Genomic DNA, 25,047 nt, shown 5'->3' with positions numbered 1-25,047 from the left:
TTCCCTAAATCTTTTTTATTTCAAATCAGTTCATGTCTAAGTACGTATCTTAAAGATTTTTATAGTTTTCAGCTATCTGGCCTTACATAAATACTTCATACATTTTTTTAGCTGGACATAAAAAAACCGCCTCGAAAGGCGGTTTATATCAAACTGATTATTTCAAGAAACGCTGATAACCTAGGTTGTTGGTGATTTCTTCATATGGATAAGTAATGCTTTCCAATGTCTCAATCAAACCATCTGGATTTTGCTGTGCATCTTCTGCTTCCAGGCCGACCAGTACGCGACCTTCTGCAGCGCCGTGGTTACGGTAATGGAACAGGGTGATGTTATGCGTTGGGCCAAGACGTTCCAGGAACATTAGCAGGGCACCTGGACGTTCCGGGAATTCCACGCGGAACAGACGCTCATTTTCAATATCGGCATGACCGCCAATCAGATAACGGATATGCAGTTTTGCAACTTCGTCATCAGACAGATCATCAACGTCGTAGTCAAATTTCAGGTTTTCATAGATTTCCTGACGTTCTTTCTCGCCATTTTTCAGACTGATGCCGACAAAGACCTGAGCTGCAGAAGCATCACTTGAGCGGTAATTAAACTCTGTGATATTACGGCCTTGTAGTGCACGACAGAATTTCAGGAATGAGCCTTTTTCTTCTGGAATAGTTACGGCAAAGATGGCTTCTTTGCGTTCGCCCAGCTCGGTGCGTTCAGCAATGTAACGTAGACGGTCGAAGTTCATGTTCGCACCGCAAACAATCGATACGATGTTTTTGCCTTCAATGCCGTGTTTTGCTACATATTTTTTGATACCCGCTAATGCCATTGCACCTGACGGTTCTACGATACTACGGCATTCATCATAAGTATCTTTAATTGCTGCACAGACTTCATCAGTATTGACCAGTACGACTTCTGGTTCTACGATCGGGCCGGAGTTGTCTGATTTTTGTAGGCGGATCACGTCAAATGGCTTTTCACCGATTTGTGCCACAGCAGTACCATCGGCAAATAAACCAACTGATGGCAGAATTACGCGGTCATTTGCATCAAAAGCTGCTTTTAAACATGCAGATTCTTCGTATTCCACCGGAATCACTTTGATATGTGGTGCAACATCACCTAAGTAAGCTGCAACACCTGCAATCAGGCCGCCACCGCCAACTGCAACAAAAACATATTCTACATCACGCCATTGGCGCAGGATTTCATTGGCAATCGTACCTTGACCTGCCATCACCAGTTCGTCGTCATAAGGCGGAATGAAAGTCATGCCATCTTCTTGAGCACGCTGAATGGCATATTTATTGGCAACGTCAAATGAATCGCCATGTAAAACCACTTCACCACCTAAACGTTTTACCGCTTGGACTTTAATGTCGGGTGTGGTCTTTGGCATCACAATAATCGCGCGAATACCCAGCTTTTTCCCTGACAGTGCCACGCCTTGTGCATGGTTGCCTGCTGAAGCTGTGATAACGCCACGTTCGAGTTGTGATTTCGGTAATTGACTAATACGGTTATAGGCACCGCGTAGCTTAAATGAAAAGACCGGTTGTAAATCTTCACGTTTAAAGCGAATGTTATTATTTAAGCGTTCGCTAATTCGTGGCGCTGCTTCGAGTGGGGTTTCGATTGCAACATCGTAGACCGTTGCTTGTAAAATTTGTCGAACCAAACGAGACAGCATGTTAATTTTCCATCTAACAGTTTAAAATAAGAATCTATTGTAACAAACCACACGGCTTTGCGGTTTAAAATTACTGCAAAAGTCCAAATTAGTTGAGTGATGTCATGAGTCTATATGCAACCCAAGATGAGAAAAAACAAGCAGCAGCCAAAGCTGCTTTAAAGCACTTACCGAAAGGTGGCATTTTAGGCGTAGGTACAGGCAGTACCGTTAACTTTCTCATTGACCTTTTACCTGAACTTCAGTTAGAAGCTGCTGTTGCAAGTTCTGAAGCGACTGCACAGCGTCTAAAGAAATTAGGCATTGAAGTGGTTGATATGAATAGCGTCGGTGGACTGGATGCTTATGTAGATGGCGCAGACGAAATCGACCGTCATATGCACATGATCAAAGGCGGTGGTGCTGCGCTGACACGTGAAAAAATCGTGGCTTCTATCGCGAAAAAATTCGTGTGTATCGTCGATGATTCAAAATGGGTAGAGCAGTTGGGTCGTGATTTCCCACTTCCTGTAGAGGTCATTCCGATGGCACGTTCAGCAGTCGCACGTAAACTGGTTGCACTGGGTGGTGATCCTGCTTACCGTGAAGGCGTAGTGACTGACAACGGTAACGTGATTTTAGACGTTCATAACCTGAATATCCTGAACGCGCTTGAGCTAGAAAAAACCATCAACGATATTCCGGGTGTGGTATGTAACGGTATTTTCGCGATCAACAAAGCAGATATTGCAATTGTTGCGACTAATAATGGTATTGAAGAGCGTACAGCGATTTAAGAAATCCTCCCTGACCCTCCTTTTTCAAAGGAGGGAAAAGTCTTTAATTTGATAAAGCTCCTCGAAACTTCTATAAGTTTGAACTTCCCCCTTTATTAAAGGGGGATCGAGGGGGATTAGTAAAATAACGATTAAATATAAAAAATGACCCTAAACGACCTGCCCGAAATCCAAATCACCCGAAATGTTCGCTCAACACGTCTCAGACTACGTGTAGAGGGTGATCAAATCCGTTTAACCGCACCTGTATTTTGTAGCAAAAAACAGATTCAGAATTTTATTGACCAAGCGGAAAGCTGGCTACTGAAAACATGGAAATTGCAGCAGGAAAAAAATCAAAGTATTGATAGATCTTTACCAGCAGAATTGCAGCTTTTCAATCAGGCTCAGTCAATCCAGATCATGTATCAAAGTCAGAAGCAGAACTTCCTTTTTGATGCTGAATCATTACAGCTATCAATTAGTGACCGTCATCCTGAAACCTATTTAAAAGCCTTTGCCATTTCTTATGCCAAAGAGCAGCTGCCTGTTTATCTGGACAGAGTAAGCCAGGAAACAGAATTATCATTTAACATTTGTAATGTTCGCCAACCGAAAACACGATGGGGCAGTTGTTCTGCCAAACATGACATCATGCTAAATAGCGGCATCATTCTGTTTCCTGAAAATATTGTGCGTTATTTATGTGTGCATGAACTGGCCCATACCCGGCATTTTGACCATAGTCCTCGTTTTTGGGCGGAAGTGGCAAAGCATGATCCAAGTTATTTAATTCATCGCAAAATTCTGAAAAATACCGTCATGCCATATTGGTGGACAGCTTAAGAATATCTTTAGAGGAACTCGGATAGTATTTATTCACTTCCAAATAGCCTAAGCAATAGACATAATTCTCTTAAAGTTTTTAAAAACACTCAAAATAAAAGGGTAAATAAAAAACCATCAATCCCTAGTGAAACAGTTTAGAAAACCTCAAGTTCCTGTCATACTACAGTCCATAAAGGAAACATCTAGTTTGAGGTAATCATCGTGATTTCAGTGGGTATTGTGGGTGGTACAGGTTATACAGGCGTTGAACTTTTACGTCTATTACTGCGACATCCGAATGTAGAAGTTAAAGCACTGACATCACGTACTGAAGCAGGCCGTCGCGTTGACGATATGTTCCCGAGTCTGCGTGGACATACGGATATTCAGTTTTCTGACCTCAGCCTTGATCTTTTAAAATCATGTGATGTGGTATTTTTCGCGACACCACATGGGGTTGCCATGAAACATGCTGAAGAACTTGTCGCAGCCAATACCAAGGTAATTGACCTTGCAGCGGATTTCCGTTTGCAAAATCTGGAACAGTTCGAAAAATGGTATGGCATGGAACATGCTTGCCCAGAAGTATTAAAAGATTCTGTTTATGGTTTGTCTGAACTTAATCGTGAACAGATCAAACAGGCGAGTGTGATTGGTAATCCGGGCTGTTATCCAACGACGGTTCAGCTAGGTTTGGCACCAGTTTTAAAAGCGGCAGAAGCTCTGGTAAAACCAGAAAGCATTATCATTGATGCGAAATCAGGTGTATCAGGTGCAGGTCGTAAAGCAAGCCTGGGCATGATCTATTCTGAAAATGCTGATAACTTTAAGGCTTATGGCGTTGCCGGCCACCGTCACCATCCTGAAATCGTAGAAGCACTGGAAAACATTTCAGGTCAAAAAGGCGTGTTTGACCATATCCTGTTTGTGCCGCATCTGGTGCCAATGATTCGTGGGATGTTATCAACGATTTATATCGATTTAACTGAAGCAGGCCAGGCAGCTGACTTGCAGTCACTGTACGAGCAATTCTATGCCAATGAACAGTTTGTTGATGTGATGCCAGCAGGCAGTTCGCCAGAAACCCGTTCGGTACGTGGTGCCAACCAGTTGCGCATCGCACTGTATAAGCCACAACCAGCCAAACTGGTGATTCTGGTGGCTCAAGACAATCTGGTCAAAGGTGCAGCTGGTCAGGCAGTACAGAACATGAACCTGATGTTTGGCTTTGCAGAAAATGCAGGCTTGAATAATATTGGTTTATTACCATAAAAAACGTATTAGAACTTCACACACATTTAGATTTGGATTTAAATGTGTGTCTTGAACAAAGTATACAGAGATCAAAATGCCGAATAATGAGTCAAACATGACGATCCAGGAACCCTCTACAAAGAAACCATTGATGAGAGGCAATACACCTTTGGTAATCGGTGCTGCTGTGTTGATTCTGGGTAGTGGCTTGCTGGGCTATACGGTCGGGCATCGGCAAGGTTTGACTGCGGTAGGTTTTGAGGCGGATGCGGAACAACTGGTTGAAGTAGTACAAAAACAAAAAACCAGTCTGGAAACACTGAATAAATCTCTGAATACAGCGGTTCAGGAACGTGATCTGGCCGTTAGCAATGCCAATGATCTTTATCTGGCAGCAAATAAGGCGCGTGATGCCCAGGAGCAGGCTGAAAGCGTTGGTACGATCTACCGCGAGATTTTGCGTCAACGCGGTGGTCTAGCACTGACAGTTCAACATCTGGGGATTAAAGCCTTACCTGATAATGCCTTCGAATACCAGATTGATCTGGTTCAAGTTAGTCCAGGCAAAAATCGCGCTTCTGGTACAGTAGAGTTACGTTTGATTAAGGGCACTGAAATCCTGGTTGTGCCGCTTGAAGATAAAAACTTTAATTTCGACAATTACGAACGTTTAACTGGTCGCTGGACCATGCCTAAAGGCTTTAAACCAGAATTTATTGAAGTGCGCCTCTCAGGGGCTAAGCCTGTGATTCGCCGTTTTAGCTGGGATCAGGGGAAAGCTGTTGAAAGCCAGTCAACAGTCCTGTCAGAGATTCCAAAAACTGAAGCAAATGCAAATTAAGTGTGAAATAGAAATCGTATGCCAAGCAATAAACGTCCAAAATGTTTAAGTGAGATCAAAAATTCTTTTTACGAGTCCGGCATGGTTGATTGGCATATTAGCCCGCGTTTAACAGACGAGCCTTTTCACGATGATGACGCTGATCTTGCAGTTCAGACTGCACCTCCTGAACTGAAGCGTCCACCGATGTATGCAGTGGTATTATTGAATGACGACTACACTCCCATGGAGTTTGTAATTGAAATTTTACAACAATACTTTGCAATGAATCTTGACCAAGCTACACAAGTAATGCTAACTGTACATTATGAAGGAAAAGGTGTAGCTGGGGTCTATCCTCGAGACATTGCGGAAACCAAAGCGAACCAAGTCAATAATTACGCTCGATCTCAAGGTCATCCTTTACTTTGCCAGATTGAGCCGAAAGATTAAGGGGGTTGCATGCTCAGTCGTCAATTAGAAGTATCACTACGTTTGGCTGTCAGCATGGCTCGTCAAAAGAGACATGAGTTCCTGACCGTAGAACATTTATTATTAGCTTTACTCGACAATGATTCTGCCGTGAATGCCTTAAAAGCATGTGGCGCAGATATTATCGTTTTGCGTAAAGAATTAGAAGAGTACGTAGAACAACATACCCCTAAACTCGGTGAAAATAGTGATCAGGCACCTCATCCTACAGAAAGTTTTGACCGGATTTTGCAACGTGCAATTTTCCATGTTCAATCCAGTGGCGGTGATCGTACTGTAGAAGGTGCCGATATTCTGGTTGCGATGTATTCTGAGCGTGATTCTTTTGCGGTTTATCTGCTTAAACGTCATCAGATTAACCGTCTGACTTTAACTCAGTACCTTTCTCATGGTACACGTAAAGACGAAGTACAGTCTGAAGAAGAAATTGAAGAACTGGACGGTGAATCGGCTTCTTCCAATAATTCTGGTCCGCTAGAGTTATATACGACAAACCTGAATCAGGAAGCTCAACGCGGCAAGACAGATCCATTGATTGGTCGTGAGAAAGAAATTGAGCGGGCAGCGCAAATTTTATGCCGCCGTCGTAAAAATAATCCCTTACTTGTCGGTGATCCAGGTGTAGGTAAAACGTCGATTGCTGAAGGTCTGGCTTGGTTAATTGTGAATGGCAAGGCACCTAAGCCACTGGAAAATGCTGAAATTTATAGCCTAGACATCGGTGCACTGGTGGCGGGAACTAAATACCGTGGTGATTTCGAAAAGCGTTTAAAACAACTATTAAATGCCTTGAAGAAAAAACCGGATGCGGTGCTGTTTATTGATGAAATTCATATGATCATCGGTGCAGGTTCAAGCATGGGCAGCACCATGGATGCATCGAATCTAATCAAGCCTGCATTGGCAAATGGTTCATTGCGTTGTATCGGTTCAACCACATTCCAGGAATATCGTCAGGTCTTTGAAAAAGACCATGCCTTGTCACGTCGGTTCCAAAAAATAGATGTGAATGAGCCTTCGATTACAGAAACAATTGATATCTTGCGTGGCCTGAAATCTAAATTTGAAGATTTCCACCATGTACAGTATGACGATCAGGCCCTGGTTTCTGCGGTTGAGCTGTCAGCGAAATTTATTAATGACCGTTTCTTGCCAGATAAAGCGATTGATGTGATTGATGAAGCCGGTGCACAACGTCGTCTGAAAGCTGAGCAAGATGACAGCTTAATTACGGTTGAAAACATCGAAGACATTGTGTCCAAGATTGCCCGTATTCCACCGAAAACCGTATCTAAAGATGATAAGTCTGTGCTAGAAAACCTTGAGCGTGATCTGAAACGTGTGGTCTTCGGCCAAGATGAAGCAATTGAAGCTTTAGCTTCTGCAATCAAACTGTCACGTGCAGGTTTGAAATCGCCTGATAAGCCAGTGGGTAGTTTTGTCTTTGCCGGTCCAACAGGTGTAGGTAAAACTGAAGTCACCAAGCAATTGGCGAAAATTCTGGGTGTAGAGTTAGTACGTTTTGACATGTCCGAATACATGGAACGTCACGCAGTCTCTCGTCTGATCGGTGCGCCTCCAGGTTATGTCGGTTTTGACCAAGGTGGTTTGCTGACCGATGCGATTCACAAAAATCCGCATTGTGTATTACTTCTAGATGAGATCGAAAAAGCGCATCCAGATGTATTCAACCTGTTATTACAAATCATGGATCATGGTTCCTTAACGGATAATAATGGTCGCAAATCCGATTTCCGTAATGTGGTACTGGTTCTAACGACTAATATTGGTGCGGAAAGTATTTCTCGTGTCAGCATTGGTTTCATGGAACAGGACAACAGTAATGACAATCAGGAAGCGATGAAGAAAGCCTTCTCGCCAGAATTCCGTAACCGTTTGGACGGTGTAATTCAGTTCAAGGCATTGCCGAATACCATTATTGAAAATGTCGTGGATAAATTCCTGACTGAACTTCAGGCACAACTGGATGAGAAGAAAGTGGTGCTGGAGGTGGATCAAAGCGCACGCGAATGGATGGCTGAAAATGGCTATGACCGTTTGATGGGTGCTCGACCAATGCAGCGTCTGATTCAGGAACATCTGAAAAAACCACTGGCTGAAATGATCCTGTTTGGTGAACTGGCTGAAAATGGTGGTAACGTTTCAGTTTCTGTGAAGAAAGAAAATGGTAAATCTGTCGGTCTGAAACTTGAAGTCTTCGAAGATCAGACTGCTGAACCAGCTTAATCATTGAATAGATCATCATCAGACCCGTGTTCGCACGGGTTTTGTTGTTTTATTTGCCCTTAATTTATGTACTCTTGGTTTAAAGAGTTTCTGATTTAGCGAAATATATGGATATCCAGATTAGCAAGCTTTTAACTACGTTTTTTCTGTTTTTATTAACGGCATTGATGGAAATTTTAGGCTGTTATTTTCCCTACCTGATTTTAAATCAGGCGAAGAGCCAGTGGCTATGGATTCCAACGGCATTAGCCTTAGCTGCGTTCGTCTGGCTTTTGACTTTGCATCCGGCGGCTTCTGGGCGTATTTATGCCGCCTATGGGGGAATCTATATTTTCTCAGCATTGATGTGGCTGAAATTCGTTGATCAGGTCAGCCTTTCACGTTGGGATCTGCTTGGTGGAATAGTAGTGATTCTAGGAGCACTGATTATTATATTACAGCCACAAGGTTTGATTCGTTGATCATCTGGTTATGTTTCCCAATTAGAATTTATTTAAAAACAAAGGCAGCTTTAGCTGCCTTTATTGATTCTAGACAAGATTATTTTACATTACAGTCTTTCTGGGAGAGATCTACATTATAAGTATGCGTTTGGGAGCTGAGACTAAGTTCGATTTTATAAGGATTGACGATCTGATAGCGATGTTCAAAAAAGATCTGGCAGTTATTTAGAAGATTATTACGAATCACCTTAAGGACTTCTTTACGGCCTAAGTCTTTCTCAAACTGGCTAAAGTCGGGTGTGGTGATCATGCCTTTAAGCGTCGTTTTATTGGCTGTAAGTTGTAACTGCTCTATGATTGTATTCTGATCGATCTGTAGCGGTAAAGTCTTGGAATCTTCCGCACTTAGCACGGTAAGCAGCTCGTTCAGCTCAGCTTTTTTCTCAATTTTAAACTTGCTGTCTAGAATGCCTTTTCCTTGGAGATACTGGTCGAATTCAGAAGCATACACCGGTAAAGCAGCACTACTAAAACCTGCCAGGAGTGCCAAAGTCCAATATTTTTTTTGCATTGTATCGCATCACTTTTTATGTCGTTTCAATTCTGATTATAAGAGCTGAAACAAAAAAAGCACCAGAGATTGGTGCTTAATTTGTGAAGATTTTTTTGAAGGAATCAGTCTTTTTTCAGGTTTTCATTCAACAGGAATTCAACCAGTGCTTTTTGTGCATGAAGGCGGTTTTCTGCTTCATCCCAAACCACAGCATTTTTGTGATCCAGCATGTTTTCAGAAATTTCTTCACCACGATGCGCAGGTAAGCAATGCATGAACAGGCAGTCTGGGTGTGCAAGATCCATTAGGCGTTCATTCACCTGATAGTCCGCAAAAGCTTTTTCACGGATTTTCTGTTCTTCTTCCTGGCCCATACTTGCCCAAACGTCAGTGACGATCAGGTCGGCATTAACTGCTGCATCTTCAGCAGTATCGACCAGTTCTACACAGTGTGCGAATTCAGACAGGAACTGTTCTTGAGGCTCATAGCCTTTTGGTGCTGCAACTTTTAACTTGAAGCCCCACATGTGCGCTGCTTCGATATAAGAGTTACACATATTATTACCATCGCCGATCCAGGCAACGGTTTTACCTTCGATTGAACCACGATGTTCCAGATATGTCTGCATGTCAGCAAGTAACTGGCAAGGGTGATGATCATCAGTCAAAGCATTGATCACTGGAACTTTTGAATAAGAAGCAAAGCGTTCTACGATATCGTGACCGAAAGTACGGATCATCACAATATCCAGCATGCTGGAAATCACACGTGCAGAATCTTCAATTGGCTCACCGCGACCCAACTGGGTATCACGTGAAGACAGGAAGATGGCGCTACCACCGAATTGGCTCATGCCTGCTTCAAACGAAACACGCGTACGGGTACTCGATTTTTCGAAAATCATGCCCATGACTTTACCAACAAAGGGTTGGAACACTTCATTATTGTGCTGTTTGCGCTTAAGCTCGATTGCGCGCTGTAAAATCTGGTTCAGTTCTAAAGTTGATAAATCGCGTAAGGTGAGAAAGTGACGGAGAGCCATTCGTTACTCCACAATAATTGCCGAAAACTCGATCAACAATCAGTTGTTGGTTAGTTTAAGAAAAAATACGGAATCGGCTAATATACTATATGAACAGGAAATTGCAAAAAAACTAGACTTTTTGATGACCGTCTAAAAAGCGATCCACGCAATAACTGATGTATTTGTCGATTTCTTGATCATCTTCCTCTATGGTAATTCCCATTAGAATCCGCCATTCCAGATTACGCAAAATGCCAAAATATAACTGGGCAGAATATTGCGGATTTTCACAATACAGCAAACCTTGTTCATGTGCCTGTTCGAGTGCGGTAGCAATGGAACTTTGTACATGTACTGGGCCTCGTTCATGAATATGCTGCGCGAGTTCCGGATTACGCTGACTCTGTTCCAGCACCAGACGCATAAAGGCTGAATTTTCCGGTTGCATGATCTGATGATAAAAATTAAGCAGCGTATGTACCAGATAACTACGAAAATCCAGCGCCATCAGCTCGATCGGAATACTGATATCTTCAAAAAACTTGATACGACGATAATCGCAAATGGCCTTAAACAAGCCTTCTTTGTTGCCAAAGTACTTGTAAATAGAAGCCTTGGAACCGCCTGCATGCTGGACAATATCATCAAGAGAAACTGCATCATAACCATGTTCCAGAAACAGTTCGGTCGCAGAGACCAGCAGCGCAACGCAGCGCTCATGACCACGTTTGGTTTGTGGCAGATCTTTGGCGAGTGGTTCCAGATGAACAAGGTTTTGCATAGAGGATGGTATATCAACAGGTTATATAAACTTGGTAGTTCATCATAACAAATATATCCGCAGATTTCACAATCGGACCGGATGAAGGCGGAATTTATTCAGTGAATCAAGTAAAACTTAAAAGTTTGACTAAAGTTTTAGAGTTTTTATTCTATTGGCTTATAGCATCATGGTTCCAAATCGGTATACTCAAATCTCAATAATTATAGCCAAGACTGTGGAAGGGAAGATGACAGAACAAATGTCTGCAGGTTTAAAGTTTAGACAAGCGCTTGAAGTCGAAAAACCATTACAAATTATGGGCACAGTGAATGCCTATGCTGCCATGATGGCCAAACAGGTCGGTTATAAAGCCATTTATCTCTCTGGTGCCGGTGTTGCCAACTATTCTTACGGTCTACCTGATCTAGGCATGACCAGTCTGGATAATGTTCTGGAAGATGTGCGTCGCATTACTGAACGTGTAGATACACCCTTACTGGTCGATATCGATACAGGCTGGGGCGGTGCATTTAACATCGCACGTAGCATCAAGCAGATGATTGCTGCTGGCGCTGCAGCTGTGCATATCGAAGACCAGGTTGCGCAAAAGCGTTGTGGTCATCGTCCGAATAAGGAAATTGTGACCCAACAGGAAATGGTTGACCGGATCAAGGCGGCAGTCGATGCTAAAACCGATTCAAACTTTGTGGTGATGGCACGTACCGATGCATTACAGAAAGAAGGTCTGCAGGCAGTGATTGACCGTGCTTGTGCCTGTGTCGAAGCAGGTGCAGATGCCATTTTTGCTGAGGCAATGACGGATATTACGATGTATCGCACCGTATGTGATGCAGTTGGTGTCCCAGTATTGGCCAATATTACCGAATTTGGTGATACCCCATATTACACCACTGAAGAACTGGCTGAGCAGGGTATTCGCATGGTACTTTACCCGCTATCAGCCACCCGTGCGATGCAAAAAGCGGCACTGGAAGTGATGCGCTCAGTGCGTGAAAATGGTACACAGGTGCATGTTCTGGATAAAATGCAACCGCGTAAAGAATTATACGAATTTTTAGATTATCACAGCTTTGAAAACACATTAGATAAACTGTTCAAGCAGGAGAATTAAAACAATGGCTGAAGGAAAAGTACTCACTGGCGCAGGATTGCGCGGACAAGTGGCAGGTAAAACCTCACTTTCAACAGTAGGCAAAAGTGGCGCAGGTCTGACCTATCGCGGCTATGACGTGCAGGATCTGGCTGAACATTGCCAGTTTGAAGAAGTCGCTTATCTGATTTTCTTCGGAGAATTGCCGACAGCAGAGCAATTGGCTGCCTACAAAGCCAAACTGAAATCCTTGCGCACTTTACCTCAGGCATTAAAAGAAGTCCTTGAGCGTATTCCTGCCGACTCGCATCCAATGGATGTGATGCGTACTGGCGTTTCTATGCTGGGCAATCTTGAAACTGAGCAGTCTTTTGAGCAGCAACAGGATATCGCAGACCGCATTTTGGCAACTTTGCCGGCAATCATTTGTTACTGGTATCGTTATAGTCATGACGGCGTACGTATTGAAGAAAATACTGACGATGATTCGATTGGTGCACAGTTCCTGCATCTTCTGCATGGTGAAAAACCAAATGAGCTACATGAACAGGTAATGAATGTTTCCTTGATTCTGTATGCAGAGCATGAATTCAATGCTTCGACTTTTACCGCTCGTGTGTGTGCATCAACGCTGTCAGATATGCATTCCTGTATTACCGGTGCAATCGGTTCCTTGCGTGGCCCTCTACATGGCGGTGCCAACGAAGCTGCGATGGACATGATCGAAAACTGGAAGTCGCCTGAAGAAGCTGAACGTGAAATGCTGGGCATGCTGGAACGTAAAGAAAAAATCATGGGCTTCGGTCATGCGATCTATAAGGACAATGATCCGCGTAATGGCATTATTAAAGTCTGGTCGGAGCGTTTAGCCAAAGATGTCGGTGATACCGTACTTTATCCAGTGTCAGTGCGCTGCGAAGAAGTCATGTGGCGTGAGAAGAAATTATTCTGTAATGCGGATTTCTTCCATGCTTCGGCTTATCATTTCATGGGCATTCCAACCAAGTTGTTTACCCCGATCTTTGTTATGTCACGTGTGACAGGTTGGGCAGCGCATGTGATGGAACAGCGTGCAGATAACCGTATTATCCGTCCAAGCGCGGACTATACCGGTCCAGAACTACGTAAAGTAGTGCCAATCGCTGAGCGTTCTACAGCGGCTTGATCCGTAAATGTCCTAGAATAAAAATAAGGTCTCAATTGAGACCTTATTTTTATTAGTGAATTCTGTTATCGACTTAACAGTGCCGGATCTTCAATGCTATAACCTGTTTCAAAAGGAATACCCAGATACTTTACTATTACCAGGGTTTTATTCTGTTTCGGAACTTTATAGGCCTGGCTAATTTTCAAGCCTTGCTGATAACTGACTGCTTGCTGAACCGGACTTTTTTGTAAGCTGGATTTTACTTGATATTGATAGGTCCATTTTGGCACTTTTTCCTGAGGATCATGCCAGGCAGGCGCGCTACCTTTCGTTGTCTTTAACACCTTAAGCTGTGGCTTTGATTTTTGAATTGGATTTAATGGAACTAAACGTTTTTTGATTTTGGCAATGTCCTGATCAAACTTGCGACTGTCTTGATCATAATCGATGCGCTTGGTTTTAGGATTGATATATAAGGAATTGACCTGAACCAGTTGATTTGGTTTTTGGGATTTAAAATTATAATAATACAGTTGAGGCAAGCGTCCACGACCATCAAGATAATGACGCATGATATAAAGCTTCTGTTCTTTGACTTCATAGCCTAGAACTTCAATATTTTGTGGGCCGCCTACAGTAGCGAAAGCCAGACTGGGCAAGCTCAGAGGGAGCAGAAGCAGTGCGGTTTTAATATTCATGGTCATTCCACCCTCAAAAAAATAGATTGGCATTTGATCATGCCAATCTATCTTAAAATACGGTAGAAATAATGAAGTTTGATCAGCACTCAATATAAACAGTTTTGGCTTTAGGTGTTGAGTAGATTAATCATGTCATGTGCGATGACGGCTGCCAGTTTATTGAGACGTTCCTGTGGTGTGCCTTTAATATAATACTGGAACTGGTGAGTTTGAAGACCATCATAAACAGCGGCAAAGAAAGTACCTTCCGGCTTATCAGGTGTTGCACTACCGCCTGGTTTAAGCAAGCCTGTACAAGCAATAATCCAGTCCGCCTCCTGAAACATTTTTTTGCCTGCCTCAGCCAGAGCAACCGTTACAGGCATGGATTCAGCTGAATGGGTGCTAATCAGATTCGGAGAAATTCCCAAAACATTGATCTTCACGGACGGATCGTAGCATACCAGGCCTCCCAACAAGATTTCAGCACCTTCATTTTTGCAAATTGAAAACTGACTGGTTAAATAGCCAGAACTTGCACTTTCGATAAAAGCAATCTTGATGTTTCTTTGTTCCAGCAGGCCACAACATGTTTTAATCATAATGTCTATTTTGTCTTAGAAGGTAATCTTTATTATTCCAATGTAGTCCCATTTTGCTTTTGTATCAACTGTGAGATTATTTCTTTATTATGATGAAAGGTAAAATATTTTTGTAATTTTAGTATTCTAAACGTAAGTTTGGCAGTTGTTAAACTGATTGCTTAATGCTTGGACAATATTTAAAATTAATGGTTTTAACTTGCTCTGATCAGTGGTAAAAATAAAAATAAAGTGCGAAAGGAAAGTAGGTTGTAAGAATGAAAACCACAGTAAAGTATTCCGTATTAAAAAGCCTAGATTATCAACTGGGTACTCCTTTATTTCAGGAAGAAATTGAGGCAGATGGTCAATATTTTGATCAGATCCCAAGCATCATTCATTACCAGAATTTAAAGTTTAAAGTTAAAAGCAAAGAATTAAAGCGTTTATATCTAGCCGAAGAGCAAGAAGAAAGCCAAACCATTATTGTAAAAGTGGTCGCAATCTAAAAATAACTTATTAAAAATAAGCCTCTTAAAATAAGAGGCTTATTTATTGGATAAAGGTCGTTAAAATAAAATTTGATTAGATTTAATAAAAAAATCTAATAATAATTTTAAAAATATAAAGTCAAGGTAAATTGGCAACTGAAAAGGCCTTATTTGTGATTCTATGTAATATATTCTGCTATTTAAAAATGGTTTTTTCGTTTTTATATTTAATGATCTAATTTTTAGAAAATTAGATTAAACATGTATAAGAAATTATAATTTTAAATAATTAATAAAATTCAATATCTTATAAATATAATCATATTTTATATAAGTAGCAAAATGTATTTCTAAATTTTATTTTAAATTTAAGTTTATATACAATTTTTTGATTAAGTTATGACTTTAATTGAAAAATAAAATTTATAAAAGATAGAAAGCTTTCAATATGTGTTCATTCTATTATTAAAAGTAATTTATGTTTCTTATAAATCCAGACTTCAATTACTTAACTTACCTTTTTTACATTGAATTAATATGTAACAGGGGCTTTGTTGCACAAACCTATCTGTAAAGGCTTTTTCAGCGATATAATTTTCAAATGAAGAAGCCTACACATAAAATCTACCTCACAACCAATTGGCCCGCATATAACCGAGTACTCATGAGTCGCGGAAATATTGCCATTTGGTTTGATCCTGCTACGCAATGGTATGCTCCATCAAAAGGCAAACAAGGGCGAAATCAAACCTACTCCGACGCAGCTATCCAATGCTGCTTAATGATTAAATCCTTATTCCGTCTATCTTTACGTATGGTCACTGGCTTTGTGCAAAGTCTGATTGAACTTTGCGGATTAAATTGGACCGCACCAGATTACAGTACGCTTTGTAGAAGACAAAAGCATATTGATATTGCAATCAGCTACCAAAAAAGTAGCGAGGGGCTGCATCTACTTGTAGACTCTACAGGCATGAAGTTTCTAGGTGAGGGCGAATGGAAACGCAAGAAACATGGAGCTGAATATCGTCGCCAATGGCGTAAACTACATATTGGTATAGATGCCAAAACCCTACAAATACGCGCTATTCAGCTCACGACCAATAATGTCAGTGATTCACAGGTGCTTGGTGATTTACTTAATCAGATTCCACAAGATGAGCAGATTGACTCTGTTTATACCGATGGAGCTTATGACACCAAGCAATGCCGTCAGGTCATTGCAGATCGGCAAGCACATGCGGTGATTCCACCTAGAAAAAATGCGAAACCATGGAAAGATAGAAAGAGTAGCTCGCTAGAGCGAAATGAATTACTTCGAACAGTTAAACGTTTAGGCAGGACATTATGGAAAAAATGGTCAGGCTATCATCGCCGCAGTTTGGTGGAAACCAAGATGCATTGCATCAAATTATTAGGCGATAAATTAATGGCAAGAAGCTTTCCTAGTCAGGTGAATGAAATTCATGCACGTGTAGCAGTCCTCAACCGATTTACGGAATTAGGTCGACCACTTACCCAAATTACGCCTTAAATTTGGCTCAATTAGGGGCGCTTTGCATTTCAAATCTTTGTGCAACAAAGCCTGTAACAGGTAATAACTTGGCGAATTTTTAAAAATAGGTAGAGTAAATATTAAGTCGAAACCTAATCATCGGCGATTTAAAGCAAATAGTAAGGAGTTACACCATGGCTAATAATCAACAGCAAAATCAGCAAGACCAACAGAACCAACAACAACAGCAAGACCAACAACGTCAGCAAAACCAGAATCAAAATCAGCAACAGCCGAACCAGCAGCAACAACAGCCGCAGGGACAGCAAAACCAACAGCGTCAGCAGGGCCAACAGGACCAGCAACGCAATCAGCAACAACAGCAACAGCCACAACAAGATAACCAGCAGCAAAATTTGCGTAATCAATAAGATTAGTTAAAGCTACAGCGTTTATATCTAAGCTGTGTAATCTCTACAAAAAACCGCCTTCTTTAAGGCGGTTTTTTCTTGTTCAGAATAAATCAGCATTGAATATTGGCTTTTACTTTATAAAAATCGAGCGCATTTTTCAGATCTTTCAGTAGTTCCTGCTTATCATATTCTTGTGGCATCAGTTTTATTAGGGCCGGCATATAATAAGTTTTATATTCTTTAGGATAATCCTCACATAAAATATGTGTTCTTTCCTCAAGGCTAATAGTAGAAGAATCTAATTTATCTAAATAAGCACTCAATCGGGCATCGGATTGTTCAAACTGAGCTTTCACTGCCGGATCAGGTTCAGCTGATACATCTGCCTGTTGTTTTTGGCAGCCTGTGATGGCCAATGCCAATAGGGCAATTATGAATAATGATATTTTCATGGCAACAATATATTGTTATCAGTCGTTGGAAAAATTATAAAGAGAAATGAGTGAAAGAGCACCTACCTTTAAACTCATTGACAGCTGAGAAAATAAAAAATGAAAAGGACTTTGATAAAATAAATAAAATATCTACCAATATGTATAAGTTGCATCTCTGCTTTTATGACTCACTTGATTGAATGAAAATCACATGAACCAAAGTTTTTTGTATTTAATTGCATCTAAGTTGATGAAAAATAGTCAATAAAATATAAAACATAACCTATATTCAACATTTGGTAAAAAAGCCTCTATATTTCATATACATATTAGATGCATGACAAGTGATACTTTATCACGGCTTTGTTGCACAAAGATTTGAAATGCAAAGCGCCCCTAATTGAGCCAAATTTAAGGCGTAATTTGGGTAAGTGGTCGACCTAATTCCGTAAATCGGTTGAGGACTGCTACACGTGCATGAATTTCATTCACCTGACTAGGAAAGCTTCTTGCCATTAATTTATCGCCTAATAATTTGATGCAATGCATCTTGGTTTCCACCAAACTGCGGCGATGATAGCCTGACCATTTTTTCCATAATGTCCTGCCTAAACGTTTAACTGTTCGAAGTAATTCATTTCGCTCTAGCGAGCTACTCTTTCTATCTTTCCATGGTTTCGCATTTTTTCTAGGTGGAATCACCGCATGTGCTTGCCGATCTGCAATGACCTGACGGCATTGCTTGGTGTCATAAGCTCCATCGGTATAAACAGAGTCAATCTGCTCATCTTGTGGAATCTGATTAAGTAAATCACCAAGCACCTGTGAATCACTGACATTATTGGTCGTGAGCTGAATAGCGCGTATTTGTAGGGTTTTGGCATCTATACCAATATGTAGTTTACGCCATTGGCGACGATATTCAGCTCCATGTTTCTTGCGTTTCCATTCGCCCTCACCTAGAAACTTCATGCCTGTAGAGTCTACAAGTAGATGCAGCCCCTCGCTACTTTTTTGGTAGCTGATTGCAATATCAATATGCTTTTGTCTTCTACAAAGCGTACTGTAATCTGGTGCGGTCCAATTTAATCCGCAAAGTTCAATCAGACTTTGCACAAAGCCAGTGACCATACGTAAAGATAGACGGAATAAGGATTTAATCATTAAGCAGCATTGGATAGCTGCGTCGGAGTAGGTTTGATTTCGCCCTTGTTTGCCTTTTGATGGAGCATACCATTGCGTAGCAGGATCAAACCAAATGGCAATATTTCCGCGACTCATGAGTACTCGGTTATATGCGGGCCAATTGGTTGTGCGGTAGATTTTATGTGTAGGCTTCTTCATTTGAAAATTATATCGCTGAAAAAGCCTTTACAGATAGGTTTGTGCAACAAAGCCCTTTATCACCACTACAACAACTCAGATAAAATAATTTAAAATCAGCAAGTTAAAAAGCCCTGTTTAATCCAGACAGTTAAACAGGGCCTATTTTTTAGATCATAAATATGTCAAAAATAGATGATTTTCCGATATTTATCCTTCACATAAGTTTTCATATACAACATAAAACCTGAAAATACGTTCAAGTGTGAAACATGAATAGATGTTATTTATATATCTCTTTTCATGAAAAGACAGGGTAGAGCTATGATGAGATTTATCTGTGCATTTGGTATGGGTGTCATGGTGGGATGTTGCTTTAAATCTTGTAAAGAAAAAATGTGCCGGATGATGAGCAAGGATCACGGTACCAAAGACCAAGCGCCAAAACATGAAGAGAGTGTACAAATTTAGAGGCTATAACTTGCCTGTGCGATCGCAATACAGGTGAGTGATTCAATCGTTTCAAGGTAAATAAATCGTGGAGCTGTAAGCCATTATCTTTAAAGCAACAAAGCTCGATCTATGATCGAGCTGTTCACAGTCAGGAGAAATACATGTTCCAATTTATATGTTGTTTATTTGGTCTTCATGGTGCGACTGAAATTGATTACACAGTCGATGATTTCGAAGTCAAAAAGTGTCGTGATTGCTTGAAAGATTTAAATTAACTCTCTAGACTTTCGTAGTTTAGATGGATGTTGAACCCCCGTTAGATTTTAGATTGACGGGGTTTTCATTTTTTTATCATTGCTATTTGAAAATAGAACCAACATATCCACGCTAATTCATAAATATTGATAATTAATAAAGATTATTAAAAATAAGGGTTTATTTAATTTTAACTTGTGATTTGACCATAACAATACTCATCTCAACTAAATTCATGCTTTAAGTGTTATTGCAATATGCGATATTTAGATTATACTTTGAATATAGCAAAATGCGATAAATAATTATGCATGTGATCACTCACGCTCGGATTCTGGAAGCAATGCAAAAGTGGCCACACGCTGAAACGGCATTGGATGGTTGGTATCGAATTATCAAGGCCAATGATCCTAAGGATTTTGCCGACATGAAGCGATTATTTCCCGCAGTCGATAAAGTCGGAAAATTTCATGTCTTTGATATTGGTGGCAACAAGATCAGGTTGATCGCAGTTGTAATCTACCAGGCAAAACGGGTCTATATTCGCCATGTCTTATCCCATCAGGAATATGATAAAGGTCATTGGAAGGAGGCTTAATATGAATGCAATGATTAAACAGGCCGTTGATCACTGGCGTTATGTTGCACCATTGCTCAGCAAGCCAGAAACTGAAGAAGACTTTAATACCCTTACTGAAGCTTTAGATGAACTTCTGGATATTGTAGGTGATGATGAGTCGCATCCCTTAATGGGACTGATTCTTCAACTGGGTGATTTAGTCTCAGCTTATGAACATGAGCATTTGCCAATGCCAGAAGGCGATGGTCGTACTGCACTCGCTTTCCTGATGGAACAGCATGGCCTCAGCCAATCAGACCTATCTGATATAGCTACCCAGTCGATCATTTCTGAAATCCTGAATGGTAAACGTCAGCTCAATATCCGCCATATTAAAGCTTTGTCTGAACGTTTTAACGTTTCTGCAGATACTTTCTTTTAAGTAATAAGAAACCAAATTTTAAATTGATCTATGAGCTGTGCTTTCTGGAAGCAGGTTGCACAGCCAGACAGATTTTGATTAGAACAAGAAGTCTATATAAGCTCTGATTAGAAGAATATATGTTTATTAAAATGTATGGAAAACATAAATATTATTGATGTTTAACCTTATATGTCCTAATAATTTTCTAAGCATCTAGAGGAAAGGGAATATATATGACAACTCATGCAGACCACCAAACAGAGCAAGAAGATAATCCGCAAAAAGAATCTAATGATGATAAAGGCAATCAAGCAACCTATAAGGGTGTAAAACCTGAGAAAAAGCCTAATGCCGAGCCAGAGCATCCACTGAGGGAGCAAAAGTAAGATATTAATATCAGAAAGCCCTAATTAAATTTAGGGCTTTTTAGATTTTGATTTAAGTTTCGGAAAATTTCTGCTTTACCTTACTGGGAAGATGAAATTAACGATCAATCTTTAACAGTCCATCCCAACTAAAATAATTCTGACTTAGGTGCTGTTGAGACATGGTCCAAGTCCGGTTAGGAATTTTAGCTGCTCCAATCGCCAGCTTTTGATCGCCAAATCTTTCTTTTACTTTCTCTAGCGCTTGTTGAAGCTTCTCATTTTTCTCGATCTGAGCATGGTCCGAGAGCAAGTCATAGACATAGGCCGATTTAGGTTCAAGCGCCGTCAAAATAACCCCGCATTTTTTAAACTCTACACCTTCTGAAAATAGCTCATGCACCTGTTGCATCAATGCCCGGTTCATTACAACAGCGGAATCAGTGGGTTCAGGAAAGGCGATATTGATAGATTTATGATAAAAGGGTCTGTTCTTGTCAAAAGGATTGGATTGAGCGAAAGCAATGATGCAACCACATAAGGATTGATCCTCTCTCAAGCGTTTGACGGCATTTTGCAGGTAATCACTCATAGCCTCCGTTAAAGCTTCAAGATCCGTCACTCGAGAACCAGATGAGCGTGAAGAAATAATCTGCTTCTTAGGCTGGCACGCCTGTTCCAGTTCAATACAGGAAATTCCCTGTAATTCCATCACAGTTCTTTGCATAACAACTGAAAATAATTTTCCGATTCGATGACAATCGGCCTGAGCTAAATCAAGAACGGTATGTATGCCTAAGTTCTTTAACTTTTTACTCTGCTGGCGCCCAACCCCCCAGACTTCAGCAACATCAATCAAGCTCCAGAAGTAATCTCTATGTTGTGGATGCATTGAAGAAAGGTCGCAAACCCCATTGAAGCGTTTGGCTTTCTTGGCCATATGGTTAGCTAATTTAGCTTCGGTTTTGGAACGGCCAATGCCGACACAAACGGGTAAGCCAATCCATTGCAAAATACGCTGTCGCATATCCTGACCATATTCTGTTAAATCATGATTTTTTGCATAAGCTGTAATTTTCAGAAAGCATTCATCTATGGAGTAAACCTCTTGTTCATCAGGTGCTACATATTCAGACAGAATGGAATGAAAGCGTTTGGACATTTCTGCATATAGGGCATAGTTGCTGGATAGCACTTGAACTTGATGCTGCTCGACAATATCGCGAATCTGGAAGAATGGAACAGCCATTTTAATGCCGAGATCTTTTGCTTCCTGCGAACGTGAGACTACACAGCCATCGTTATTTGATAGCACGATCACAGGTACATGATTTAGTTTCGGATTGAATATGCGCTCACAACTGACATAGCAGTTATTGACGTCAATCAGCGCATAGATTTCCTGCTGATATTTCATCTGAATTTTTTAATGACGTTGGTGACCACACCCCAGATTTCAAATTGCTGACCTTCTACAGGATGAATATCGGGATAATCGTCATTCTCAGCTTTTAGCCAGCAACCCTTTACATCGACAATCAGCCGTTTGACCGTAAATTCGTTATCTACACAGGCAATCACAATATCTCGATGTTGCGCTTCAATACTACGATCTACAATCAATGCGTCATTGATATCAATGCCTGCATTCAGCATCGACAGCGAATTGGCACGAACGATAAAAGTAGCATTAGCGTTATTGATCAGGAATTCATTCAGGTCGAGTTTTTTATCAATATAGTCTTGTGCGGGTGAGGGAAAACCAGCCTGAACGCGTTCAGTGACCAAAGGAATTTCCATTTGAGTAACGGGATCAAACTGGCGAATATCACTGATTTCACTTTCTTTTTTAAGTGATTTTAAGTATGCTTTGATATCCAGGACTTTAGATTCAGGTACACGAATTACTTTAGTTTCTTCGGCCTTTTTTCTGCCTGCACCAATTCTAAAGCCCCCATGCGAATTTGTCATAAATCTGCTACTTCTTGATTGTTGTTACATTAATCAAGATTGTAATGATTGCTTTATTTTTATACAAATAAAATAAATGATTTAAAATCAGATATTAGTGATTAAACTGCTTTTATATTTCAGTTTTCCGACAAACGGGGATCTCGTGGCTTTGCAATAAATTCATCCCGCATTTCGAAGAAAAACTCACTTGCTTCTTTATGATCGCAGTGCAACCAGTCCTGTCTTGACTCTTCCGGTATCACAATAATCGAGCGTTTTTCATCATTCGGATTATGGAACTGTTTCATAAAAGGATGCTGATTTGCATTAATCGTAAGCATTGAAAAAGACCGAACTTTTTCACCCTCAATAATTGCATCATCATAAATGGCTGCAACAGTAAAAGGATCGCCGTCTTCACGAGAAACAGAATACCAATACGATTTGCCATCAATGTATTTGGGTTCATAGAATGTATCTACAGGTACCAAAGCAAACTGATTGTTTTTCCAGGCATGCCGAAAGCTTGCTTTTGAGGCGACTGTTTCAGTCCGGGCATTATAAGTATGCCGGCCAAACTTTAATTCTTTGGCCCAGGAAGGAATAAGCCCAAACCGTGCAATATCCAGTTCAAACTCGTCAGCACCGCGCATAATGATGGGAGCGGGAGCCAAAGGATATACATGTGTTTTCATATCCAGTTCGAGCTGTTCTTCATGAATATCTAATAAAGAGAGACGGCTTTTTGAGGGAAATTCATAGTTTGAACACATGGGCGAATGCTCTCATTATGATCTATCATGATAATTAAAATATAAGAGAGATAAGTGCAAAACAATTTGAATATCGTAAGTTAGATTTTAATCAGCAAGCAGGATTTTTATTTTATAAGTATATATTTAGAGCCTAAAAATATTTAACTCAAGAATATTTTAAGTAAATTTAATATTATAAAAAAATTAAAATTTTATTTGATCTATATAGATATACATAATTTAACTTTTTATTTAAAAAAACACTCTAAATGGCTTTGGAAAGCTACAAATATAGATGTTAGTTATATAGGCTTGCATTTATGAGCATGAGGTGAAAGATGAAGTCATTAACGTTAATTGGTGCAGGTGTACTTGCGGGTTATTGTTATAAGAAAATGAAATACAAAAAGGACGGTTCAAACAATCCTGCTCCTCAGAATGAACAGGTAGATAGCCAAGCACCAAATCCTGTTGAATAATTCCTTTAAAGGACCTCACCACTAGCAAGAGAAGGTTGTGAGGTCTCTCATTCTTTCAGTAAAGTCATCTTTGACAAGTCTTATATAATTTTCAGAACTTTGCTATTTTCAGAGAAACAGCAAACTCTTTTTAGCTATTTTTCCTTTTCATCTGTTCTAAATTGTCCTGATTAAATTTATTGATAAAGTTGAATGGTTTACAAAACTATTCATTTTAATAATAGCCATACTTTAAAAATAATGTGATCCTCTTTCTCAGGAGGACAGCTTATGAAAAAACTAATTATCTTGCCTCTTGTAGCTTTAATACTTCTGGGGTGTAGTCAACCAAATACACAGCAAGAAGCTGACTCTAAGATCCTACAGGATGAGGATTTAAAAAAAATTAGGGAGATGGTAAGGAATGCTTTACCCAATTCAGATCTGGTTCAATTTCATCAACAAGAGGGAGAATGTGGTGAGGTTAGTTTCAGAGATAAATCTACGAATGAAATGAAGCATCGGAGGTTTATTGTAGTAAATAAAAATATTGTGCTGATTGAAAGACGGCAGGTAGATCAGGAATATTTTGATCTTTCATGGAGGAATGCATGTCGAGATTATTTCGGGTAAAGAATGAATATTTATTAAAATTCTTATTTGAAAATAATGACCGCTATAATTGAATATCAATTAAAATATTTGATCATTGAGCCACTCTTTAGAGTGGCTTTTTAATGTCTGGATTTCTGAATTTTGCTCGAAATATGGTTACTGAGTAGATCCGTATTTCATACTCTAGCTTCGTACCCATAAATAGAATATTGATCAATTTATATAGATAATAAATATAAAAATTATTTAAAAAGGAATAAATATTGCTTCTTGAAAGCATAGCTTTTGCTTTAGGTTCTGGATATGTATCTCTTTAAAATATGCGGCATTATTTTCCTCGTCATCCTTGCTGTTTCTCTCATGGTTTTAGGTCTTATTTATCAGGATCCTTTATTTGCTTTGATAGGGCTATTGTTCGCGGTTTGCGCAGTATTATTATTTTCCATGATCAAGGAAAGTCTTGCTGACTTTTAGATCGCTTATTTCATGTAAAAGTTTAAAGATTTGGACTAGAGATCAAGGTGAATAGTAGGGTGATAGCGATCAATATTATGCACCGAGATGGAATCAACAATTTAAAAAAGTAATCTTGTTAAAGAGTTTTTAGATCAACAAGCGGAATAAGGAAGACTTATATGGGCAACTAGTCATGGGGATTA

At 40.1% G+C, this 25,047-nt stretch carries 29 protein-coding genes; 18 read left to right on the top strand and 11 right to left on the bottom strand.

Features of this window, described 5'->3' with window-relative positions:
- Positions 1 to 157: 157 nt before the first annotated feature.
- Positions 158 to 1,696 (bottom strand): threonine ammonia-lyase, biosynthetic, encoded by a 1,539-nt coding sequence (gene ilvA / locus AC4MCD_RS07935; RefSeq protein WP_491875866.1) that lies wholly within the window; start codon positions 1,694 to 1,696, stop codon positions 158 to 160.
- Between the two features lie 104 nt (positions 1,697 to 1,800).
- Here ilvA and rpiA point away from each other — a divergent pair, with 104 nt between their 5' ends.
- From rpiA to AC4MCD_RS07900, 7 genes are all read left to right on the top strand, one after another.
- Complete coding sequence (gene rpiA, locus AC4MCD_RS07930; RefSeq protein WP_159122734.1) at positions 1,801 to 2,472, top strand: ribose-5-phosphate isomerase RpiA; 672 nt, start codon at positions 1,801 to 1,803, stop codon at positions 2,470 to 2,472.
- A 144-nt stretch (positions 2,473 to 2,616) separates the two neighbouring features.
- Entirely contained in the window at positions 2,617 to 3,297 is a 681-nt protein-coding gene (locus AC4MCD_RS07925; protein WP_491875865.1) for a M48 family metallopeptidase, read from the top strand.
- Between the two features lie 198 nt (positions 3,298 to 3,495).
- The gene (gene argC / locus AC4MCD_RS07920; RefSeq protein WP_491876853.1) at positions 3,496 to 4,551 is read left to right on the top strand and encodes an N-acetyl-gamma-glutamyl-phosphate reductase; all 1,056 of its coding nucleotides are present in this window, start codon (positions 3,496 to 3,498) and stop codon (positions 4,549 to 4,551) included.
- A 76-nt stretch (positions 4,552 to 4,627) separates the two neighbouring features.
- Entirely contained in the window at positions 4,628 to 5,374 is a 747-nt protein-coding gene (locus tag AC4MCD_RS07915; protein ID WP_419365274.1) for a DUF6776 family protein, read from the top strand.
- Between the two features lie 18 nt (positions 5,375 to 5,392).
- The gene (gene clpS, locus AC4MCD_RS07910) at positions 5,393 to 5,806 is read left to right on the top strand and encodes an ATP-dependent Clp protease adapter ClpS (RefSeq protein WP_034170359.1); all 414 of its coding nucleotides are present in this window, start codon (positions 5,393 to 5,395) and stop codon (positions 5,804 to 5,806) included.
- A gap of 9 nt (positions 5,807 to 5,815) precedes the next feature.
- Positions 5,816 to 8,092 carry an ATP-dependent Clp protease ATP-binding subunit ClpA gene (gene clpA / locus AC4MCD_RS07905; protein ID WP_034702512.1) on the top strand — a complete coding sequence of 759 codons (2,277 nt, stop codon included), beginning with the start codon at positions 5,816 to 5,818 and terminating at the stop codon, positions 8,090 to 8,092.
- A 107-nt stretch (positions 8,093 to 8,199) separates the two neighbouring features.
- Entirely contained in the window at positions 8,200 to 8,553 is a 354-nt protein-coding gene (locus AC4MCD_RS07900) for a YnfA family protein (protein WP_491875864.1), read from the top strand.
- Positions 8,554 to 8,632: 79 nt separating this feature from the next.
- On the opposite strand, the gene AC4MCD_RS07895 is transcribed toward AC4MCD_RS07900, so the two are convergent.
- The 3 genes from AC4MCD_RS07895 to AC4MCD_RS07885 all read right to left on the bottom strand — a co-directional run bounded on the left by AC4MCD_RS07895 (position 8,633) and on the right by AC4MCD_RS07885 (position 10,894).
- Complete coding sequence (locus AC4MCD_RS07895; RefSeq protein ID WP_179992341.1) at positions 8,633 to 9,106, bottom strand: hypothetical protein; 474 nt, start codon at positions 9,104 to 9,106, stop codon at positions 8,633 to 8,635.
- A 104-nt stretch (positions 9,107 to 9,210) separates the two neighbouring features.
- The gene (gene argF, locus AC4MCD_RS07890; protein ID WP_004786004.1) at positions 9,211 to 10,131 is read right to left on the bottom strand and encodes an ornithine carbamoyltransferase; all 921 of its coding nucleotides are present in this window, start codon (positions 10,129 to 10,131) and stop codon (positions 9,211 to 9,213) included.
- A 112-nt stretch (positions 10,132 to 10,243) separates the two neighbouring features.
- Positions 10,244 to 10,894, bottom strand: coding sequence for a TetR/AcrR family transcriptional regulator (locus AC4MCD_RS07885; RefSeq protein WP_491875863.1), 651 nt, complete (start codon positions 10,892 to 10,894; stop codon positions 10,244 to 10,246).
- 229 nt (positions 10,895 to 11,123) lie between these two features.
- Between AC4MCD_RS07885 and prpB the strand changes: the two genes are divergently transcribed.
- Complete coding sequence (gene prpB, locus AC4MCD_RS07880) at positions 11,124 to 12,008, top strand: methylisocitrate lyase (protein WP_004785998.1); 885 nt, start codon at positions 11,124 to 11,126, stop codon at positions 12,006 to 12,008.
- A gap of 4 nt (positions 12,009 to 12,012) precedes the next feature.
- Positions 12,013 to 13,152, top strand: a complete 1,140-nt coding sequence (gene prpC, locus AC4MCD_RS07875) for a bifunctional 2-methylcitrate synthase/citrate synthase (protein ID WP_044110021.1) — start codon at positions 12,013 to 12,015, stop codon at positions 13,150 to 13,152.
- Positions 13,153 to 13,217: 65 nt separating this feature from the next.
- Here the strand turns inward: prpC and AC4MCD_RS07870 are convergent, their stop codons facing one another.
- On the bottom strand, positions 13,218 to 13,838 hold the full coding sequence (locus tag AC4MCD_RS07870; protein ID WP_005100825.1) for a hypothetical protein: 621 nt from the start codon (positions 13,836 to 13,838) through the stop codon (positions 13,218 to 13,220).
- A gap of 104 nt (positions 13,839 to 13,942) precedes the next feature.
- Positions 13,943 to 14,416: a CinA family protein gene (locus tag AC4MCD_RS07865; RefSeq protein WP_034702490.1), complete on the bottom strand. Its 474-nt coding sequence runs from the start codon at positions 14,414 to 14,416 to the stop codon at positions 13,943 to 13,945.
- A 257-nt stretch (positions 14,417 to 14,673) separates the two neighbouring features.
- On the opposite strand from AC4MCD_RS07865, the gene AC4MCD_RS07860 reads away from it, so the two are divergent.
- The 3 genes from AC4MCD_RS07860 to AC4MCD_RS07850 all read left to right on the top strand — a co-directional run bounded on the left by AC4MCD_RS07860 (position 14,674) and on the right by AC4MCD_RS07850 (position 16,812).
- Complete coding sequence (locus tag AC4MCD_RS07860; protein ID WP_034702487.1) at positions 14,674 to 14,904, top strand: hypothetical protein; 231 nt, start codon at positions 14,674 to 14,676, stop codon at positions 14,902 to 14,904.
- Between the two features lie 583 nt (positions 14,905 to 15,487).
- Entirely contained in the window at positions 15,488 to 16,420 is a 933-nt protein-coding gene (locus AC4MCD_RS07855) for an IS5-like element IS17 family transposase (protein ID WP_491875862.1), read from the top strand.
- A 155-nt stretch (positions 16,421 to 16,575) separates the two neighbouring features.
- Complete coding sequence (locus AC4MCD_RS07850; RefSeq protein ID WP_034170363.1) at positions 16,576 to 16,812, top strand: hypothetical protein; 237 nt, start codon at positions 16,576 to 16,578, stop codon at positions 16,810 to 16,812.
- A 92-nt stretch (positions 16,813 to 16,904) separates the two neighbouring features.
- Here the strand turns inward: AC4MCD_RS07850 and AC4MCD_RS07845 are convergent, their stop codons facing one another.
- Both AC4MCD_RS07845 and AC4MCD_RS07840 read right to left on the bottom strand, forming a co-directional pair.
- Positions 16,905 to 17,246, bottom strand: a complete 342-nt coding sequence (locus AC4MCD_RS07845) for a hypothetical protein (RefSeq protein ID WP_491875861.1) — start codon at positions 17,244 to 17,246, stop codon at positions 16,905 to 16,907.
- A 393-nt stretch (positions 17,247 to 17,639) separates the two neighbouring features.
- The gene (locus AC4MCD_RS07840; protein ID WP_419365521.1) at positions 17,640 to 18,572 is read right to left on the bottom strand and encodes an IS5-like element IS17 family transposase; all 933 of its coding nucleotides are present in this window, start codon (positions 18,570 to 18,572) and stop codon (positions 17,640 to 17,642) included.
- Between the two features lie 303 nt (positions 18,573 to 18,875).
- Here AC4MCD_RS07840 and AC4MCD_RS07835 point away from each other — a divergent pair, with 303 nt between their 5' ends.
- The 4 genes from AC4MCD_RS07835 to AC4MCD_RS07820 all read left to right on the top strand — a co-directional run bounded on the left by AC4MCD_RS07835 (position 18,876) and on the right by AC4MCD_RS07820 (position 20,628).
- On the top strand, positions 18,876 to 19,022 hold the full coding sequence (locus AC4MCD_RS07835; RefSeq protein WP_491875860.1) for a hypothetical protein: 147 nt from the start codon (positions 18,876 to 18,878) through the stop codon (positions 19,020 to 19,022).
- 544 nt (positions 19,023 to 19,566) lie between these two features.
- Positions 19,567 to 19,857: a type II toxin-antitoxin system HigB family toxin gene (locus tag AC4MCD_RS07830; RefSeq protein WP_419365259.1), complete on the top strand. Its 291-nt coding sequence runs from the start codon at positions 19,567 to 19,569 to the stop codon at positions 19,855 to 19,857.
- Between the two features lies 1 nt (position 19,858).
- Complete coding sequence (locus tag AC4MCD_RS07825) at positions 19,859 to 20,260, top strand: helix-turn-helix domain-containing protein (RefSeq protein ID WP_419365257.1); 402 nt, start codon at positions 19,859 to 19,861, stop codon at positions 20,258 to 20,260.
- A gap of 215 nt (positions 20,261 to 20,475) precedes the next feature.
- Positions 20,476 to 20,628, top strand: a complete 153-nt coding sequence (locus tag AC4MCD_RS07820) for a hypothetical protein (protein WP_004785976.1) — start codon at positions 20,476 to 20,478, stop codon at positions 20,626 to 20,628.
- Between the two features lie 97 nt (positions 20,629 to 20,725).
- Here AC4MCD_RS07820 and AC4MCD_RS07815 read toward each other — a convergent pair whose 3' ends face one another.
- The 3 genes from AC4MCD_RS07815 to AC4MCD_RS07805 form a co-directional block, all read right to left on the bottom strand.
- On the bottom strand, positions 20,726 to 22,024 hold the full coding sequence (locus tag AC4MCD_RS07815) for a Y-family DNA polymerase (RefSeq protein WP_491875859.1): 1,299 nt from the start codon (positions 22,022 to 22,024) through the stop codon (positions 20,726 to 20,728).
- Positions 22,021 to 22,578, bottom strand: a complete 558-nt coding sequence (locus AC4MCD_RS07810) for a LexA family protein (RefSeq protein ID WP_180179319.1) — start codon at positions 22,576 to 22,578, stop codon at positions 22,021 to 22,023. Before AC4MCD_RS07810 ends, AC4MCD_RS07815 begins: the two co-directional genes overlap by 4 nt.
- A 119-nt stretch (positions 22,579 to 22,697) precedes the next feature.
- The gene (locus AC4MCD_RS07805; RefSeq protein WP_491875858.1) at positions 22,698 to 23,333 is read right to left on the bottom strand and encodes an SOS response-associated peptidase; all 636 of its coding nucleotides are present in this window, start codon (positions 23,331 to 23,333) and stop codon (positions 22,698 to 22,700) included.
- Between the two features lie 320 nt (positions 23,334 to 23,653).
- Between AC4MCD_RS07805 and AC4MCD_RS07800 the strand changes: the two genes are divergently transcribed.
- Positions 23,654 to 23,794: a hypothetical protein gene (locus AC4MCD_RS07800; protein WP_419365253.1), complete on the top strand. Its 141-nt coding sequence runs from the start codon at positions 23,654 to 23,656 to the stop codon at positions 23,792 to 23,794.
- Between the two features lie 270 nt (positions 23,795 to 24,064).
- Complete coding sequence (locus AC4MCD_RS07795) at positions 24,065 to 24,406, top strand: hypothetical protein (RefSeq protein ID WP_419365251.1); 342 nt, start codon at positions 24,065 to 24,067, stop codon at positions 24,404 to 24,406.
- Positions 24,407 to 25,047: the final 641 nt, after the last annotated feature.

It is taken from the genome of Acinetobacter sp. CAU_H_78 (genome assembly GCF_058599365.1).
Note: the sequence above shows the minus strand (reverse complement) of the source record. Positions and strands in the feature narration are given on the sequence as shown.